This window comes from Flavobacterium algicola, assembly GCF_022399565.1.
In the GTDB taxonomy this organism is placed as follows: Bacteria; Bacteroidota; Bacteroidia; order Flavobacteriales; family Flavobacteriaceae; genus Flavobacterium; species Flavobacterium algicola.
The window spans coordinates 1,015,879-1,034,325 of record NZ_JAJTUT010000001.1 but is presented as its reverse complement, the minus strand read 5'-3'; the positions used below and the strand labels follow the sequence as shown (position 1 = coordinate 1,034,325).

Annotated in this window: 19 protein-coding genes; 2 read left to right on the top strand and 17 right to left on the bottom strand. The window is 35.2% G+C overall.

The window, feature by feature from the left end:
• Positions 1-3: 3 nt before the first annotated feature.
• From nuoL to aspS, 16 genes are all read right to left on the bottom strand, one after another.
• A complete protein-coding gene (gene nuoL / locus LXH21_RS04510) occupies positions 4-1,887 on the bottom strand; it encodes an NADH-quinone oxidoreductase subunit L (RefSeq protein WP_239863034.1) in 1,884 nt (627 codons plus the stop codon).
• 6 nt (positions 1,888-1,893) lie between these two features.
• Positions 1,894-2,214, bottom strand: coding sequence for an NADH-quinone oxidoreductase subunit NuoK (gene nuoK, locus LXH21_RS04505; RefSeq protein ID WP_239863033.1), 321 nt, complete (start codon positions 2,212-2,214; stop codon positions 1,894-1,896).
• A 1-nt stretch (position 2,215) separates the two neighbouring features.
• Positions 2,216-2,728 carry an NADH-quinone oxidoreductase subunit J family protein gene (locus tag LXH21_RS04500; RefSeq protein ID WP_239863032.1) on the bottom strand — a complete coding sequence of 171 codons (513 nt, stop codon included), beginning with the start codon at positions 2,726-2,728 and terminating at the stop codon, positions 2,216-2,218.
• Complete coding sequence (locus LXH21_RS04495) at positions 2,728-3,273, bottom strand: NuoI/complex I 23 kDa subunit family protein (protein ID WP_239863031.1); 546 nt, start codon at positions 3,271-3,273, stop codon at positions 2,728-2,730. The genes LXH21_RS04500 and LXH21_RS04495 overlap by 1 nt, the downstream gene beginning before the upstream one ends.
• 123 nt (positions 3,274-3,396) lie before the next feature.
• A complete protein-coding gene (locus tag LXH21_RS04490) occupies positions 3,397-3,915 on the bottom strand; it encodes an ORF6N domain-containing protein (RefSeq protein WP_239863030.1) in 519 nt (172 codons plus the stop codon).
• 62 nt (positions 3,916-3,977) lie between these two features.
• The gene (gene nuoH / locus LXH21_RS04485) at positions 3,978-5,030 is read right to left on the bottom strand and encodes an NADH-quinone oxidoreductase subunit NuoH (RefSeq protein ID WP_239863029.1); all 1,053 of its coding nucleotides are present in this window, start codon (positions 5,028-5,030) and stop codon (positions 3,978-3,980) included.
• Entirely contained in the window at positions 5,030-6,079 is a 1,050-nt protein-coding gene (locus LXH21_RS04480; protein WP_239863027.1) for a 2Fe-2S iron-sulfur cluster-binding protein, read from the bottom strand. The genes nuoH and LXH21_RS04480 overlap by 1 nt, the downstream gene beginning before the upstream one ends.
• Before the next feature lie 85 nt (positions 6,080-6,164).
• Positions 6,165-6,395 (bottom strand): four helix bundle protein, encoded by a 231-nt coding sequence (locus LXH21_RS04475; protein ID WP_317208785.1) that lies wholly within the window; start codon positions 6,393-6,395, stop codon positions 6,165-6,167.
• A 170-nt stretch (positions 6,396-6,565) separates the two neighbouring features.
• Positions 6,566-7,921 carry an NADH-quinone oxidoreductase subunit NuoF gene (nuoF, locus tag LXH21_RS04470; RefSeq protein ID WP_239863026.1) on the bottom strand — a complete coding sequence of 452 codons (1,356 nt, stop codon included), beginning with the start codon at positions 7,919-7,921 and terminating at the stop codon, positions 6,566-6,568.
• Between the two features lies 1 nt (position 7,922).
• Positions 7,923-8,453, bottom strand: coding sequence for an NADH-quinone oxidoreductase subunit NuoE family protein (locus LXH21_RS04465; protein WP_239863024.1), 531 nt, complete (start codon positions 8,451-8,453; stop codon positions 7,923-7,925).
• Between the two features lie 119 nt (positions 8,454-8,572).
• Positions 8,573-9,811, bottom strand: a complete 1,239-nt coding sequence (locus LXH21_RS04460; RefSeq protein WP_239863022.1) for an NADH-quinone oxidoreductase subunit D — start codon at positions 9,809-9,811, stop codon at positions 8,573-8,575.
• Between the two features lie 34 nt (positions 9,812-9,845).
• The gene (locus LXH21_RS04455) at positions 9,846-10,367 is read right to left on the bottom strand and encodes an NADH-quinone oxidoreductase subunit C (RefSeq protein ID WP_239863021.1); all 522 of its coding nucleotides are present in this window, start codon (positions 10,365-10,367) and stop codon (positions 9,846-9,848) included.
• A 5-nt stretch (positions 10,368-10,372) separates the two neighbouring features.
• A complete protein-coding gene (locus tag LXH21_RS04450; protein WP_239863020.1) occupies positions 10,373-10,921 on the bottom strand; it encodes an NADH-quinone oxidoreductase subunit B in 549 nt (182 codons plus the stop codon).
• Positions 10,922-11,018: 97 nt separating this feature from the next.
• Complete coding sequence (locus tag LXH21_RS04445) at positions 11,019-11,384, bottom strand: NADH-quinone oxidoreductase subunit A (RefSeq protein WP_239863019.1); 366 nt, start codon at positions 11,382-11,384, stop codon at positions 11,019-11,021.
• Between the two features lie 218 nt (positions 11,385-11,602).
• Complete coding sequence (locus LXH21_RS04440; protein WP_108739554.1) at positions 11,603-11,797, bottom strand: cold-shock protein; 195 nt, start codon at positions 11,795-11,797, stop codon at positions 11,603-11,605.
• Positions 11,798-12,194: 397 nt separating this feature from the next.
• A complete protein-coding gene (aspS, locus tag LXH21_RS04435) occupies positions 12,195-13,943 on the bottom strand; it encodes an aspartate--tRNA ligase (RefSeq protein ID WP_239863018.1) in 1,749 nt (582 codons plus the stop codon).
• 220 nt (positions 13,944-14,163) lie between these two features.
• Between aspS and LXH21_RS04430 the strand changes: the two genes are divergently transcribed.
• A complete protein-coding gene (locus tag LXH21_RS04430; RefSeq protein ID WP_239863017.1) occupies positions 14,164-14,511 on the top strand; it encodes a toxin-antitoxin system YwqK family antitoxin in 348 nt (115 codons plus the stop codon).
• A gap of 181 nt (positions 14,512-14,692) precedes the next feature.
• Complete coding sequence (locus LXH21_RS04425) at positions 14,693-15,040, top strand: toxin-antitoxin system YwqK family antitoxin (RefSeq protein WP_239863015.1); 348 nt, start codon at positions 14,693-14,695, stop codon at positions 15,038-15,040.
• Between the two features lie 219 nt (positions 15,041-15,259).
• On the opposite strand, the gene LXH21_RS04420 is transcribed toward LXH21_RS04425, so the two are convergent.
• Positions 15,260-18,436: an efflux RND transporter permease subunit gene (locus LXH21_RS04420; RefSeq protein ID WP_239863013.1), complete on the bottom strand. Its 3,177-nt coding sequence runs from the start codon at positions 18,434-18,436 to the stop codon at positions 15,260-15,262.
• Positions 18,437-18,447 lie beyond the last annotated feature (11 nt).

Here is an 18,447-nt window from a genome sequence, read left to right as displayed (position 1 = left end):
TGATTATTGAGCTAAAAATAAGTAGGTTACAATGGCACAAAGTCCCAATACAAAGAATAATACATACAAACCAATACTTCCGTTTTGTATTTTCTTACCTTGATATCCTAATTCGTTCGTTATTTTACCAAGTCCAAAGACTAATGATGTTAATCCAGTTTCTACATGGTCTCTGAATAGATTTGATGCACTGTTGATCGATTTTACAAAAATCAAATCATAAGCTTCATCAACATAATATTTGTTGTATAACGTTTTAGCGATGCCAGTGATGTTCTCATCCGATTCCGGAACTTCTTTTTGTTTGATATACTTATAGAAAGCAATTCCAATTCCGATTAGTCCACCCAATACAGCTATACCCATCAATGTATACTCAGTAGCGCCAAAGTGGTGTGCTTCGTGTACCTCTTTCGAAAACAAAGGAGCTAGATAACCATTCAACCAACTGTTTGTTGGTAAGCTAATCAATCCGCCAATTGCAGCCAGAATAGCCAGTACAATTAGTGGGAAAGTAATTAAAGCGGGACTTTCATGTAAATGATTCTTTTGTTCTTCAGTACCTCTAAAATCATTAAAGAAGGTAAGGTACAAAAGTCGGAACATATAGAAAGCAGTCATTAATGAAGCCAAAGAAGCAATGATCCAAAGTGCTATATTATTTTCGAAAGCAACTAATAATATTTCATCTTTCGAGAAAAATCCTGAAAAAGGAGGGATTCCAGAAATTGCTAGTGAAGATATTAAGAAAGTAAAGAATGTGATTCCCATTACTTTTGTCAATCCACCCATATTACGCATGTCTTGCTCTCCATGCAAAGCATGAATTACAGAACCAGAACCCAAGAACAAACAAGCCTTGAAGAAAGCATGTGTGATTACGTGAAAAACGGCTACTTCATACGCACCAAGTCCTAATGCTAAAAACATTAACCCCAATTGCGATACAGTAGAATAAGCCAATACTTTTTTGATATCTGTTTGTACCAATGCTATTGTTGCCGCTACTAATGAAGTTACAGCTCCTACAATGGCGATGATGTTTTGAACATCTGGAGCCAAATCAAATACATAATTCAAGCGCGTAATCATAAAGATACCCGCTGTTACCATCGTTGCCGCATGTATTAATGCAGACACAGGAGTAGGTCCCGCCATTGCATCAGGCAACCAAGTGTATAACGGTATCTGTGCTGATTTTCCACAAGCTCCAATAAACAAACAGAAAGCAGCAATAGATAATGTGGTTACGTCTAGGTTTGTTGCTCCCGCAATTGCTGATTGCAAACTAGCGTAATCCAATGTAGAAAATGTAGATCCCAAGATAAATATCCCTATTAATAATCCTAAATCACCAATACGGTTCATGATAAAAGCTTTCTTAGCAGCATCATTAAAGTCTTGGTTTTTATGCCAGAACCCAATCAATAAGTAAGAACACAATCCAACACCTTCCCAACCAATGAACAATACCAATAGGTTACTACCCATTACCAAAGTGATCATAAAGAAGATAAACAGATTCAAATACGCAAAAAACTTGTGCATATTCTCATCATCGTGCATATAGCTGATAGAGTAGAGGTGAATCAAAGATCCAATTCCTGTTACAAACAGTAACCAAAGTACCGATAATTGGTCCAATAAGAAACCAAAATCTACTTTGAAATTACTAATCTGAATCCAATCAAACAATTGAATTTGAATCGCTTGTTGACTAGCGTTTATTTGAGTAAAGAAGTAGAGTGTAGCAGCAAATGATAAAACTACAGCAAGAGTACCAATTACTCCAGAGGCCGTTTTACCAATATTTTTTCCGAAGAAGATATTAAATATAAACCCTAAAAAAGGAGCTAACAATAAGAGTAAAGCTAAATTTGTATCCATTATAGTTTATCCTTTTAAATTTTTTAATTTATCGATACTAATTGTACCCATGTTCTTAAATATAGAAACCAGTATTGCAAGTCCAACAGCAACCTCTGCGGCAGCAACTGCCATTGAGAAGAATACAAATATTTGACCTTGGGTATCTTGGTGGTATGTCGAGAAGGCAACAAATAATAAGTTAACTGCATTCAACATAATTTCGATAGACATAAATACAATAATTGCATTACGTCTGTACAAAACGCCACATACACCAATACTAAAAAGTATGACAGCAAGAAAAATATAATTCTCTATTCCAATTTCGTTTAAAATATTATCCATATTAGTTTTCTGATTTTTCTTTCTTAGACAATAATACAGAGCCAATCATCGCTACCAAAAGTAGAACAGAAGCAAATTCAAAAGGAACCATGTATTCGTTTAATAGTACTTTACCTAATACTTTGATAGATTGGTAATCGTCACCTGTTGTAGTGTATTCTCCAACAATTGGTTTTGAGTTTATGAATACTAAAATCAATACGATACAGATCAAACTAAAAGCTACAATAGCACCCAATCGAGTAATTCTCGGGCGATGTACTTCTTTCTTCTCATTCAAATTCATCAACATAATGGTAAATAAGAATAAAATCATGATCGCACCCGAATAAACAATAACGTGTACAATTGCTAAAAACTGGGAATTTAATAATAGATAGTGACCTGCAATCGAAAAGAAACATATTACAAGGTACAATGCACTGTGAATTGGGCTTCTACTAAACACGGTTAAAAAAGCCGTTGCTAAAGTAATTGCAGACAAAACACAAAATATAATAAGTACTGTTGACATTAATTAGCGTTTTTAAGTTGAGTATTTTTCATTGCTACATCAAGTGGCATTACCAATCTATCTTTTCCAAAAATGAAATCTTCTCTTTCATAACTAGAAGGCACCAATACTTTTGAGGTAGTCAAGTACACTGCGTCTTTAGGACAAGCCTCTTCACACAATCCGCAAAAAATACAACGCAACATATTAATTTCATATATTTCTGCATACTTCTCCTCACGGTACAAATGTTTTTCATCCGCTTTACGTTCTGCCGCTTTCATAGTGATCGCTTCAGCAGGACAAGACAAAGCACACAATCCACATGCCGTACAATTTTCTCTTCCTTGTTCATCGCGTTTCAATTGGTGCTGCCCGCGATATACTGGACTCATTGTACGTACTTGTTCTGGGTACTGAATCGTAACTTTTCTGGAGAACAAATGTTTTAATGTAATCCACAATCCTTTAAAGATTGCAATGATATACATCCGTTCCAAAAAACTCATCTCTTTGTGAGAGACCAATTTCTTTCTTCCCGATAAGGATATGGTTTCTATTGCCATTTTTTAATTTTTATTTTTTAAGAGCTGTTTCCCGCTTTCCGTTGCAATCTTTAATTTTTTAAAAAAAAAAATTAAAGGATTTCCACTTCAATCGGGGCTAGGGCTTTCTGCTATTAGTTATATTTATTTTTTAAATCCAATTTTTGTTCTTTGTATCGGATTTTCCTGCTTCTCTATTAATTCATCCAAGTAACTAAAAACTAATTCTATGTTTTTGTCTTGGTTAATTGATTTTTTCTTTAATTCTTCAATTTCCAATTTTATCGAAAGATTGTCATTTAAAAATTGTCGCAAACTAACGAAAATTTCAATAATCTTAATACTCATTCGTACAGCACTTTCACTTTTTACAACATTAGATAATTGCAATATTCCATGTTCTGTAAAGACAAAAGGAAGTTTTCTTGTTCCTCCCCAACTTGAAGTCGCAAATTGCGACTTCAAGATTTCGAATTCATTTTCGTTTAATTGAAACATGAATTTTTCTGGAAACCTATCTATATTTCTCTTCGTTTGTTCATTGATACGTTTAGTCTCAACACCGTAAAGTTCTGCCAAATCTCTATCCAGCATAACTTTTTGATTTCTAATCAAATAAATTTTATCAGTTATTATTTCATCAGGAATTATAATTTCATTCATAATTTTCACAGATAAAAAATATAGTTACCCTTTGTTACACCTTGTGTTTTAATTTAAATAATTTAAAACCCTAAAAACACCATAATCTCAGCTCTCAAAATTACAATTCCAGTAATAATGATGTTAAAAATAGAAAGCGGAATTAAAATTCTCCATCCTAAGTGCATCAACTGGTCATATCTAAATCTCGGAATGGTCCATCTTACCCACATGTATATAAAAATGAACATACATATTTTAGCAAATAATACTCCAATTCCGATTACATTTCCGATGTTCAATCCCCAATTTTCTACAACCCATTCCATTCCAGGGTAATTGTATGCTCCAAAGAATAATACGGCTAGAATAGTAGAAGAGATAAACATATTCGCATATTCAGCAAATAAGTAGAATCCCATTTTCATCGAAGAATACTCTGTGTGGTATCCTCCAATTAATTCTGTTTCACATTCTGCTAAGTCAAAAGGAGTTCTGTTGGTTTCAGCAAATGCACAAATCAAAAAGATAAAAAAGGATAAAGGTTGGTAAAACACATTCCAATTCATTCCTGATTGTTGCTCTGCAATTTCTTTTAAGCTCAAAGAACCAGTCATCATCAGCAAGGCAATGATTGATAATCCCATGGCAACTTCATAAGAAACCATTTGGGAAGCAGCACGAACCGCTCCAATCAATGAGAACTTGTTGTTTGAAGCCCATCCACCGATCATAATTCCGTAAACACCCAATGATATTACACCAAATACATATAGCAAAGCCACGTCAATATCTGTAGCTTGTAACACGATATCTCTACCAAATAAGTGAAGTTTATCTCCCCACGGAATCACAGCACTCGTCATTAATGCCGTACTCATAGCGACCGCAGGCCCTACGTAAAATAAAAATAAGTTGGGAGTATTAGGTTCGAATTCTTCCTTTGCAAATAATTTCAAACCATCAGCAAGAGGTTGTAAGATTCCACCTTTACCCGCTCTGTTAGGACCAATTCGGTCTTGCAACCAAGCAGCAACTTTACGCTCTGCTAATGTAGAGTACATTGCCATTACCATAGTAATTGCAAATACAACTAGGATAACAAGGCTTTTCTCTATAATAAGTGCACTATCCATTATTTATCTGAATTTAATTTTTGACCATCAATTTTTTCATCATAACCAATTTCAGACATACTGATTTTTTTACGATCATCTTCTCTACCTTTTAGAATTCCTTCTTCAGTATTGATAGTTACCGTTTCTAATTTCTGAGTATAATTGTTTTGATTAATAACAGAATCTTTTTCAAATTTTCTAGGACCTTCAATTACCCAGTCAGATGGTTCTTTGTGTTCAAAACGACAGCTGTTGCAAATGAACTCTTCTACTTCATGGTACTCATCTTTACGACCTGTAACACGCTGTATTTCTTGCCCAAACATCCACAATGTAGTTTTTCCACAACATCCAGGAGTGGTGCATTCTCTATGTGCGTTGTATGGTTTGTCAAACCAAACTCTAGATTTAAATCTAAAGGTCTTGTCTGTCAATGCCCCAACAGGACACACATCAATCATGTTCCCAGAAAATTCATTATCGATAGCTTTAGAGATGCAAGTCGATATATTGGCATGATCACCTCTGTCCATTACTCCGTGTACTCTGTTGTCTGTCAATTGATCGGCAACTTGTACACATCTTTGACATAGAATACAACGATTCATGTGAAGTTGAATATTCGGACCAATATCTTCTGGTTCAAATGTTCTTTTTTCTTCAATAAAACGCGTTTTTGATTTCCCATGCTCAAAGCTAAGATTCTGTAAATCACATTCTCCCGCTTGGTCACAAACTGGGCAATCCAAAGGGTGATTGATTAATAAAAATTCGGTAACAGATTCTCTTGCTTCACGCACTCTGTCTGAATTTTTACTGTTGATTTCCATTCCGTCCATGCAACCTGTAACACACGAAGCCATCAATTTTGGCATCGGTCTAGGGTCGGCATCACTTCCTTTAGCAACTTCAACCAAGCAACAACGGCACTTTCCACCGCTCCCTTTTAGTTTTGAGTAATAGCACATCGCAGGAGGAACAGATTCTCCACCTATCTTACGCGCTGCCTGCAAGATGGTTGTTCCTGCTTCAACTTCAATTTCTTGACCGTCTATTGTTACTTTCATTTCTTTTTAAGTCTTAATGTCTTCATGTCGAATGTCCTAATGTTTCTAGTGCTTCGTCGATACGATCGATCTAACAACTTTGACTTTACGACTTCTGACTATCAGTTAAATATTTTATAAATCCACTCAACAATTTTGATATATCTGAAATATTCATAAATAAATCGTCGAATTCATTCTTTGAAATATAGTTTAAATCTAGCGCTAAATACAATTGAGATCTCACTTCTCCTGCTGATGCTTTAGCTATATACAAAAAGTATATAAATTCCTTGTCTGTATTTCTTTCAAATCCTTCTGCAATATTCGATGATATTGAAATGGACGCTCTTCTTATCTGCCGTACTAAATCAAAATCTTTCTTAAAATAACATTTTCAGTTATTTCATAAATTTTTTTATTAAAAACTCTTGCCTTTTTCCAAGATGTAATTTCTTCAAATGAACTAAATTTCCCCATAAATAGACTCGTTTTTGCTTTACGATTTTAAGACGTTAAGACTTTCGACTTAGCGAAAGGCTCATTTACAAAGTGATTTCTATTTTTGATTTTTTCAGGGAAACGAATATGGTATTCAAACTCTTCTCTAAAATGACGAATAGCTGCTGCTACTGGCCATGAAGCCGCATCTCCAAGTGGGCAAATCGTGTTTCCTTCGATTTTACTTTGGATGCTCCACAGCAAATCGATATCTTCTTCACGACCTTGACCGTTTTCGATACGCCATAATACTTTCTCCAACCAACCTGTACCTTCACGGCAAGGTGTACATTGACCACAACTTTCGTGGTGGTAAAAACGAGAAAAATTCCAAGTGTTTCTTACGATACAAGCGGTGTCATCATAAACGATAAAGCCACCAGAACCTAGCATTGAACCTGTTGCAAATCCACCGTCACTCAAAGATTCATAGGTCATCAAACGATCTTCACCGTTTGCTGTTTTATAAATCAAGTCAGCCGGTAAAATTGGCACCGATGATCCTCCGGGAATCAAGGCTTTCAAAGGTCTGTCAGAATACATTCCTCCCAAATATTCATCAGAATTCATGAATTCATCTACTGTAAGACCCAATTCAATTTCATAAACACCAGGGTTTTTAACATGTCCTGAAGCGGAAATTAATTTAGTTCCAGTAGAACGTCCTATTCCGATTTTTGCGTAATCATCACCTGAATTGTTTACAATCCAAGGCACAGATGCTATTGTCTCAACATTGTTTACAACTGTAGGGTTTGCCCACAATCCCGATACTGCTGGGAAAGGAGGTTTGATACGTGGATTTCCTCTTTTTCCTTCCAAAGATTCAATCAAAGCCGTTTCTTCTCCACAGATGTAAGCTCCGGCACCACAATGAACGTGTAGTTCTAAGTCGTAACCCGATCCTAATATATTTTTTCCTAACCATCCTGCAGCTTTCGCTTCTGCTATGGCTCTTTCTAGTATCTTAAAAACCCACATGTATTCTCCACGAATGTAGATATACGATAGGTTGGCTCCCAAGGCAAAACTAGAAGTAATCATTCCCTCGATCAATAAGTGAGGAAGAAATTCCATCAAATAACGATCTTTAAATGTACCTGGTTCCGACTCATCCGCATTGCAAACTAAATGTCTTGGTTTTCCTGATTTTTTATCAATAAAACTCCATTTCATTCCAGCTGGGAAACCTGCACCACCACGACCACGAAGCCCTGATTTTTTTACTTCTTCTACAACTTCGTCCGGAGTCATGGCTTTGATCGCTTTCTCTACAGAAGCGTAACCACCTTCTTTACGATATACCTCGTAAGTTCTGATTCCTGGAACGTTGATTTTGTCTAATAATATTTTTTTTGACATATTATTTATCGTGTAGTATTATTTTATCATCTCTACAATCAATGATGATTTGATCGATTTTCTCTCTCGTAAGGTGTTCTTTGTAAAAATCACCTAATTGCATCATAGGAGCATACCCACAAGCACCTAAGCATTCTACACCGCGTACTTCAAAAAGTCCATCTGCAGTAGGTTCCCCTATTTTTACACCTAGTTTTTCACAAGTATAATCCATTAAATCTTCTGTTCCTCTCAAGCAGCAAGAAGATGTTTGACAGAATTCAAACATGTATTTCCCAATAGGTCTGCGATTGTACATGGTGTAAAAAGTAACCACTTCGTAAACTTCAATAGGTAGTATATTTAATATTTCTGCTACTTTATCTTGCAATTCGATGCTCAACCAGTTATCATGTGCATCTTGTGCCTCATGTAAAACTGGCAATAAAGCCGATTTACGTTTGTCTGCTGGGTAATGGCTTATCAATTCATTGATACGTTCCATTAACTCAGGAGTCATGTTTATTTCTTGATTGTAATGTGTTTTTTCCATAAGCCCCACTCCAACCCTCCACAAATGGGAGGGAGGTTTTACGTGAATTTATATGTTATTAATTTTTTTTCAATTCTATATTTTTACCCTTTATAATATTCCCCTTTGGGGTTAGGGGGTTACGCGTCTAATTCTCCTGCAATTACATTCAAACTTGACAGAATAACAATAGCATCTGATAATAAAGCTCCTTTAATCATATCTGGGTACGCTTGGTAATAGATAAAACAAGGTCTTCTAAAATGTAATCGGTAAGGAGTTCGACTTCCGTCGGTAATTAAGTAGAATCCTAGTTCACCATTACCTCCTTCTACAGGATGATAAATTTCTGCCACTGGAACAGGTACTTCACCCATAACAATTTTAAAGTGGTAAATTAAAGATTCCATATTATTATATACATCCTCTTTTGGAGGAAGGTAATAATCAGGTACTTCTGCATGGAATTCGTTTCCAGCTGGCATTTTTTCTAGCGCTTGACGGATTATGCTCAAACTTTCCCATACCTCGGCATTTCTAACACAGAAACGATCGTATGTATCACCAGATTTTCCAACAGGAACGATAAATTCAAAATCTTCATAAGAGCTATACGGTTGTGCAACACGTACATCATAATCCACACCTGCAGCACGCAAGTTTGGACCTGTGAATCCGTAAGCCATTGCTTTTTCAGCAGTGATCGGACCTACATCTACAGTTCTGTCAATGAAAATTCTATTTCTTTCGAATAAGTTTTCGAATTCTTTCCAAGCTGGAGGAAATTCTTCAAGAAAAGTATTCAATAATTCAAAGGCTTTTGGAGTCCAGTCTCTTTCAAAACCACCAATACGTCCCATATTTGTTGTCAAACGAGCACCACAAATTTCTTCGTAGATTTCGTAAACTTTCTCTCTAAATTGAAATACATATAAGAAACCAGTATATGCTCCAGTATCAACACCTAAAATTGAATTACAAATAATGTGATCGGTAATTCTAGCCAATTCCATTACAATTACACGTAAATATTGTGCACGTTTAGGTACTTCAACGCCTAAGAGCTTTTCTAATGTCATCCACCATCCCATATTGTTGATAGGAGAGGAGCAATAGTTCATTCGGTCGGTAAGAGGAGTGATTTGGTAGAACGGACGGTTTTCTGCAATTTTTTCAAAAGCTCTGTGAATGTATCCAATAGTTGGTTCAGCCTCTATAATACGTTCACCATCCATCAACAAGATATTTTGAAAAATACCATGAGTAGCAGGGTGAGTAGGACCTAAATTCAGGATCGAAAGTTCGCTTCCGTCTTCATTTAGTTTCTCTTTCATTATTTTAGCATAGCGATGCTCTGGTGGTAATAATAGTTCTGACATTTATAGTATGTGAAAAATTATATTTCTTTATTTTCTAGTTGTTACTAGCTGTTCTTCCAAAGAAACGGTCGTCTTTATCAGTACGTCCGCCATCTTCTAATGGAAATTCTTTTCGCATCGGAAAGGATACCATTTCATCCATATTCAAAATTCTTTTCAATTGTGGATGACCAATAAAGTCTACACCATAAAAATCATATGTTTCTCTTTCCATCCAGTTGGCTGTTGGAAAGATAGAACTAATAGATTTTATCTCTGGGTTTTCTCCGCTAATGAAAGCTTTTAATCTAATTCTAGTATTTTCATACCAATTATGCATATGGTAAACGATAGTCATTTGTCTGTCAACTTCATTATCTGGATAATGAACTCCACATAAGTCGGTCAAGAAATGAAAACGCAATTCAGGATCATTTTTTAAAAAAAGGATAATGGCGCTTATTTTTTCAGCAGGTACTTCTACAGCTAGTATGTCTCTCTCTTGTTTGAAAGTAAAAGAGATATCGCTGAAAGTGGCTGATAATTTGTCTTGAATTTGAGCTGTTTCTAATGCCATTGTACTTATTTGATATTATATGAAGCTAATAATTCTTGATACTCTGGTGAACTTCTACGACGTACAGATTCTGATTTTACTAATTCTTGTAATTTCATCACACCATCAACAATTTGTTCTGGTCGAGGAGGACATCCGGGTACATATACATCTACAGGGATCACTTTATCAATTCCTTGTAAAACAGAGTAAGTGTCAAAAACACCTCCAGATGAAGCACAAGCTCCAACAGCAATTACCCAACGAGGTTCTGCCATCTGCTCATAAACTTGACGCAAAATAGGTCCCATTTTTTTCGAAATAGTTCCCATAACCATCAACATATCTGCTTGACGAGGAGAAAAACTAACACGCTCTGACCCAAAACGAGCTAAATCATAATGAGAAGCCATAGTTGCCATGAACTCAATACCACAACAAGAAGTTGCGAACGGTAATGGCCACAGTGAATTAGCTCTCGCTAGTCCTACCACATCATTTAACTTGGTTGCAAAAAAACCTTCTCCAACCACGCCTTCTGGTGGCGCAACCATATTTGTTTTAGATTCAGTCATGCTAACTTTTAGATTAGGATTTAAGATTTAGGTGATGCCTAAATTAAATCGTTTATTATAAATCGTAATTCTTAAATTTATTACCTTAAAAAAGGCTTTATTCCCATTCTAATGCTTTCTTCTTGATAATGTAGAAAAAACCTACTAAAAGTAAAAGCATGAAAATGATCATTTTGATCAAACCTTCGATTCCTAATTCTCTAAAATTAATAGCCCAAGGATATAAGAAAATAACTTCTACATCAAACAAAACAAATAATATCGCGACCAAGAAATATTTTACTGAGAAAGGAATACGTGCATTACCAACTGACTCGATACCGCACTCAAAATTGATGTTCTTTTTCTCAGATCTTCTTTTTGGTCCTAATTTTCCAGAAGCAACAATTGTTCCTGCTACAAAACCCACTGCAAGTAAGCATTGCATGAATATTGGGACGTAATTTAATTGGTCAGTCAACATACGATTTGTTATAAAAAAGTTATTAGCTACAAAGATATAATTCGCTATACGAAATCACAACATAATTTTAATAATAAGTTATAATTTTTTCTTAAATATTTATAGTCTAAATAGTGATTTTATCTGCCTATTTTGCTCATTTGTAGACAAAAAAAAACGCTCCAACTATTGTTGGAACGTTTTAAACATTCTTTGGTAATAAAAAATTAATTTTATTCTTAGATAACTGCTACTTGAGCTGCAACCTTACCTTTTCTTCCTTCTTCTTCTTCGTAACTAACTCTGTCACCTTCGCGTAATTCTTCCGCGTTGATTCCTGAAGCGTGAACGAAAATGTCTTTTCCTGTTTCTTCGTCTGTAATGAATCCGTAACCTTTAGACTCATTGAAAAATTTAACTGTACCTGTACGCATTGTAATAGTAATAATAATTTATAATGTCGCAAATGTAATATTTAATATAATACGAATGCTATTATTGTGTGTTTTTTTGTAAAAATAATTGATTTTCAGCGTATTCGAGTATTTTTAACCAAATTGTTTAACAGTAGCATTGGTTTTAAGCTGATTCAAAATTTATTTTCTTGTCTTAATTATCTGCTGTTATTTGTTTCATTAGGTAATTTTCTTTGTAAGAAATGAAATATAATTTCAGTTTTCTAAATTTTAAATGATCCTATTTTGGTGAAAATTAAAACTATTTGTTGCAATAGAATTCAAATTTTTAGATTGAATAAAAGATAAAAAAAAACCGAATCATGATTCTATTACGAGTCATAATTCGGTTTTTAAATTATAATGCTTTCGAATTTTACAAATCCAACTGTATGTGAAGTTCTTTAAGTTGTGTTTTGTCAATTGCCGACGGTGCATCGATCATTACATCGCGACCTGAATTATTTTTTGGAAAAGCAATAAAATCTCTAATTGTTTCTTGACCTCCTAAAATTGCAACCAAACGGTCTAGTCCAAAAGCCAATCCTCCGTGTGGTGGTGCGCCATACTGAAAAGCGTCCATTAAAAATCCAAATTGTGCTTTGGCCTCTTCGTCAGAAAACCCTAGGTATTTGAACATTAGTTTTTGCGTTTCCTTATCGTGAATACGAATAGAACCTCCTCCGATTTCGTTTCCGTTCAAAACCATATCATAGGCATTTGCTCTCACAGTTCCAGGATCAGTTTCTAATAAGTGCATGTCCTCTGGTTTTGGCGATGTAAAAGGGTGGTGCATTGCGTGGTAGCGACCCGATTCTTCGTCAAACTCCAATAATGGAAAGTCTACTACCCATAATGGAGCGAATTCTGCTGGATTTCTTAATCCAAGGCGTGTTGCCAATTCCATTCTTAAAGCGCTTAACTGTGCTCTTGTTTTGTTGGCAGGACCTGAAAGAACAAAAATCATGTCTCCTGGTTGTGCACTTGTTATTTTTGCCCAGTTGCCTAAATCTTCTTGATCGTAGAACTTATCTACCGATGATTTAAATGTTCCGTCCTCATTGCATTTTGCGTATACCATTCCTGATGCACCCACTTGCGGACGTTTAACCCATTCGATTAAAGCATCAATTTCTTTACGCGTATAATTTCCTCCGTTTGGAACTGCAATACCCACCACTAATTCAGCTGCATTAAATACAGGGAATTCTTTGTGTTGTGCAAATTCATTTAATTCTCCAAACTCCATCCCAAAACGGATGTCTGGTTTGTCATTTCCGTAGGTTTTCATTGCATGCTCATAGGTCATACGTGGAAATTTATCTACTTCAATTCCTTTTATTTCTTTAAGCAAATGACGTGTTAAGCCTTCAAAAATATTCAAAATATCTTCTTGCTCAACAAAAGCCATTTCGCAATCGATTTGTGTAAATTCTGGTTGTCTGTCAGCACGTAAATCTTCATCACGGAAACATTTTACAATTTGGAAATATTTGTCCATTCCACCTACCATCAATAGTTGTTTGAAAGTTTGTGGCGATTGCGGTAAAGCATAAAATTGTCCTTCATTCATTCGAGAAGGAACCACAAAATCTCTAGCACCCTCAGGAGTAGACTTGATTAAGTACGGTGTTTCTACTTCGCAAAAATCCAAATCTGATAGGTACTTACGAACTTCCATAGCTACTTTATGACGAAAAAGTAAACTGTTTTTTACCGGATTACGTCTTATGTCAAGATACCTATATTTCATTCGAATATCTTCACCACCATCTGTCTCATCTTCGATTGTGAACGGAGGTGTTAAAGCGGCATTTAGTATCGTTAACTCAGTAACTAAAATTTCGATTTCACCAGTAGCAATGTTTTTATTCTTTGCTTCACGTTCAATTACAGTTCCTTTCACTTGAATTACAAATTCACGTCCCAAAGTTTTGGCAAGTTCAAATACTGTTTTTTCAGTACGACCTTCATCAAAAACGAGTTGTGTGATACCGTAGCGGTCTCTTAAATCAACCCAATTCATAAAACCTTTGTCTCTAGATTTTTGAACCCAACCGGCAAGCGTAACTTCTGTATTTATATGTGAGGCGCTTAATTCACCACAATTATGACTTCTATACATATCAAAATTTTAGATTATTTGTCTTTTTGGACACGGGGGCAAATTTAAGACTAATTATGAACAATGAATTGTGTTTTAGTATTTTTTGTTTAGGTTTTCATTTACCACTATAATTTCCAATGTTAAGTTTTTGTGTATGTTACCAAATTGTTACCAAATTGTTTTTTTAATGTAAACCGAAGCCGTATATTTGATAGACTAACCCTTAAAAACATAGATCATGAAAAAATATATACTAATTACCCTGATGTTATTTTCTGGAATCGCGTTTTCTCAAGCTAAGCAGCCTAAACTAGAAGCAGTTGGGAATGCTGTAAAGGCAAGCTATTATTATGATAATGGACAACTAATGCAAGAAGGATTTTTTATTGAAGGAAAGTTGCATGGAGAATGGATATCTTATGACGATAAAGGAAATAAAACAGCTATTGCTACTTATGATAAAGGACAAAAGGTTGGGAAATGGTTTCATTGGAGTCAGTCATCACTGAATGAAGTTGATTATTCTGGAAACAGAATTGCTTATGTAAAGAACTGGAAACGTGATGCTATTGCGAACGAAGATTAAAAGTTATCTCGTTCAGATTGAAAAAGACTTTCGTATTAAGATTCGAAAGTCTTTTTTTTGGTCAAAATCGAACTTCCAATGTTAAGCTTTCTTCAATGTTACCAAATTGTTACCAAATTGTTTTTTTAATGTAAAAATTGTTTTTACATTTGAATCTACGAATCATAAAAACTACCACAAGATGAAAAAATATATAGTACTAGGAGCAATACTTATTTCTGCAATGACATTTGCTAATGACAACAAACCAAAATTAGAAGTGCTTAAAAACAACACTGTTATGGCCACTTATTACTATGACAACGGTCAAGTCTTACAACAAGGTGCTTTTAAAGATGGGAAACTACAAGGCGAGTGGGTATCTTATGATGAGAATGGTAAAAAAATCGCTATCGCCGAATATAATAATGGTGAAAAAATTGGAAAATGGTTTCATTGGTCAGAAGGAACTTTAAATGAAGTAGATTATTCAAAGAATAAAATTGTTGCAGTAAAGAGTTGGAAAAAAGATGCATTAGTTATTAACTAAATCTTTAATAAACAGGAATTGCGCATAAGTCTTAATGGGCTCAAAAACCAGAAACGTTTTTGACATTAAACAGTCTTCGATAGATGGTCTCTTTTGCAGTGGTTTCTGTGATATGGCAACCTTAAACTGTTGAACTTTAAGAAAATTAATTTAATACAACAAAAATGCCTGCACAAATAAATGTGCAGGCATTTTTTATAATCTCAACTGAGTGTTTATCTAACTACTATGATCTGAGTTAAAGCTATCCTCATTTAATTCTTTATGATCGTAATCTGCAACCATTTCTGCTTCGTAGTCCACTTTTTCTCCTTTAGAGAATTTTGCTACTATTTTTTCCATGAGTTCATAAATTACGGGTACGATAATTAAGGTAAGGAATAATGAACTAATCAAACCTCCGATAATTACCCATGCCAAACCATTCTTCCATCCAGCTCCAGCTCCAGAAGCTAGTGCGATAGGGAACATACCAAATACCATCGCAATTGTAGTCATCAAAATTGGACGTAAACGAGCGTGATTTGCCTGTATCAATGCTGTTCTAATTGTTTCACCTGCTTTACGTCGCTGATTGGTGTAATCGACAAGCATAATCGCATTTTTACAAACCAGACCAATAAGCATAATGATACCCAAAATAGTAAAGATATTTAATGAATTGTTGGTCAATGCCAAAGCTAACATCGCTCCAATAAAGGAAAGCGGGATAGCAAACAATACAACAAACGGGTGAATGAAACTGTCATACAATCCAACCATTACCAAGTATACCAAAACAATGGCAGCCAATAATGCAATTCCTAACGTTCCAAAACCTTCTGATTGATTCTCTTGATCACCTCCCCAAATGTAATTCACACCAGTAGGTTTTTCTAGTTTATCTAATTTCTCTTGCCATTGTGTTACAATAGCTCCTGCAGATACACCAATATTTTGACCTTGCACTGTTACAGAAGATGTTTTATCTCTACGTTCCAATTTACTAGGACCAGATCCTTCTGTAATTGTAGCGAATTGTGATAATTTAATTTGTTGTCCCATATCATTGGTGAAAATCAAATTACTAACATCTGTAATGTTTTTTCTATCGAAAGCATTGTACTTGATGTTAATGTCATATTCATATTCACCAGCTCTATATTTACCATCAGTGTTTCCACTGTAAGCAGTTTGCATCGTCATACCAACGGTTTGTAGAGTCAATCCTAAAGCAGACATTTTATCACGGTCTACTTGTACATTGATCTCTGGATTTCCGTCTTCAACTGTTAACTTTATCTCAGTAGTTCCAGGAATGGTGCGCAATTCAGCTTCAGCTAATTTTGCAAATTTCATAGCGCTCTCCACATTCGGCCCTGTAACAATCAATCCTAATTTTGCATCTTCAGCTGTACCAAGGATACCAACTGGTACAGTTTTTACTTTTGCACCAACCAAAACTTTTTCGAGTTGGCGTTTTATTTTTGCAGCATAAACAGCGGCATCATCTGTACGTTCAGATTGCTCAATCATTTTCACATCAATCTCTGCTTTGTAGGCTGTAGCTTGTGAGCCCCCCATACCTTCAGAGGTTTGACCTACTGTTGTAATCTGGCTGTGAACGTATTCTTGTGTTTTCAAATAAGCTTCTGCTTTTTGAGTCATAAAGTTGGTTTGCTCCAGAGAAGCATCTTTTGGCATTTCGATTTGAACTAAAAATTCACCACTATCTGATGCAGCAAAGAATTCACCACCAATAAAACCACCACCAACTAGTCCTATAGTAGAGGAGAAAAACAATACCAATACTACCAAGATAGTTTTGATGTAGTGATCCAAACACCATAATAAGATCTCAGTAACCCAGTTGGTAAAACGAGTTAAATAACTTTCGAAACCAAGAATAATTCTTCCAAAAAGGTTTTTACCTTCAATATGTTCTAGTTTTCCAAAACGAGATGATAACCAAGGAATAATCGTAAATGAAGCTAATAAGGATAACAAAGTCGAAATTACAACTGTCATACAAAACTGCGTAATGATGTTTGATACCAGTCCGCTACTCATTGCAATTGGTAAAAATACCACTACAATTACTAATGTAATTGATGTTACGGTTCCTCCAATTTCAGCTGTTCCGTCATATGATGCTCGAATACGACTCTTACCCATCTCCATGTGCCTGTAAATGTTTTCAAGAACTACGATGGCATCATCCACCAGAATACCTACTACGAGCGATAGTCCTAATAAACTCATCAAGTTTAATGTATACCCCAAAAGGTAAATACCGATAAAGGTGGCTATTAAGGAAGCAGGAATAGAAACCATTACAATTAATGAATTTCTAATACTGTGTAGGAAAAACAACATTACCAAAGCCACTAATATTACTGCGATTAGTAAATCGTGCAGTACTGAATCTGCAGCTTCAAGCGTAAATACGGTACTGTCTTTTGCTATTTGTAATTTAACTTCATTTGCTTTATAGTCAGATTCTAGTACAGCAATCGTTTTTACCAATTGCTCACTTACCGCTACTGCATTTGCATCTGATTGTTTTACAATTTGCAATACGATTGCGCTCTTTTCATCAATACGCGCAATTTTCTCAGCAATTTTTTGCGTATCCTGAACATCTGCAATGTCTTTCAAACGAATTTGAATTCCGTCTTTCGAAGAAATTATTAAGTTTCTCAATTCGTCAACATTTTTATATTTACCCGCTAAACGAATTAATATTTTTTGTTCACGAGTTTGTATGTTTCCTGTAGGGAAATCAAGATTTGACGTTAAGATGATTTGTTGTACTTGTGGTACTGACAACCCATAACCTTGCATTTTGGTAGCATCAAGATTCACCTGAATCTCACGTTCTTGTCCACCAATAATGTTTACTTGCGCCACACCTTGTACACGAGATAAAACAGGAGCAATTTTTTTGTCAATTAAGTCATAAAATTCGGCCTCATCCATTTTTCCATTGGCACCAATTGTCATAATTGGCAAATCACTCAAAGAGAATTTTGTTAACGAAGGTGGGTCGGCATCATCTGGTAAATCACTTAATACCGCATTTATTTTTCTTTGTGCATCGTTCATCGAGTTGTCTACATTGGCATTTGATGTCAATGTAATCGAAACGATCGAAAGGCTTTCGTATGATTTAGAATCAATCTTTTTGATGTTTTCTAAGGACGAAATTGCGTCTTCTACTTTCTTGGTGACCGTATTTTCAATCTCACTTGGTGATGCTCCAGGGTAAACAGTAGAGACAGTGATAACATTGGTCTCAAACTTTGGTATCAGCTCATAACCTAATTGGCTATAGCTAAATATTCCCCCAAGAATTAGAATTGTAAACAATACAATTACTAACGAGGGACGTTTTATGGATATTTCTGCTAATTTCATATATTTTTTAT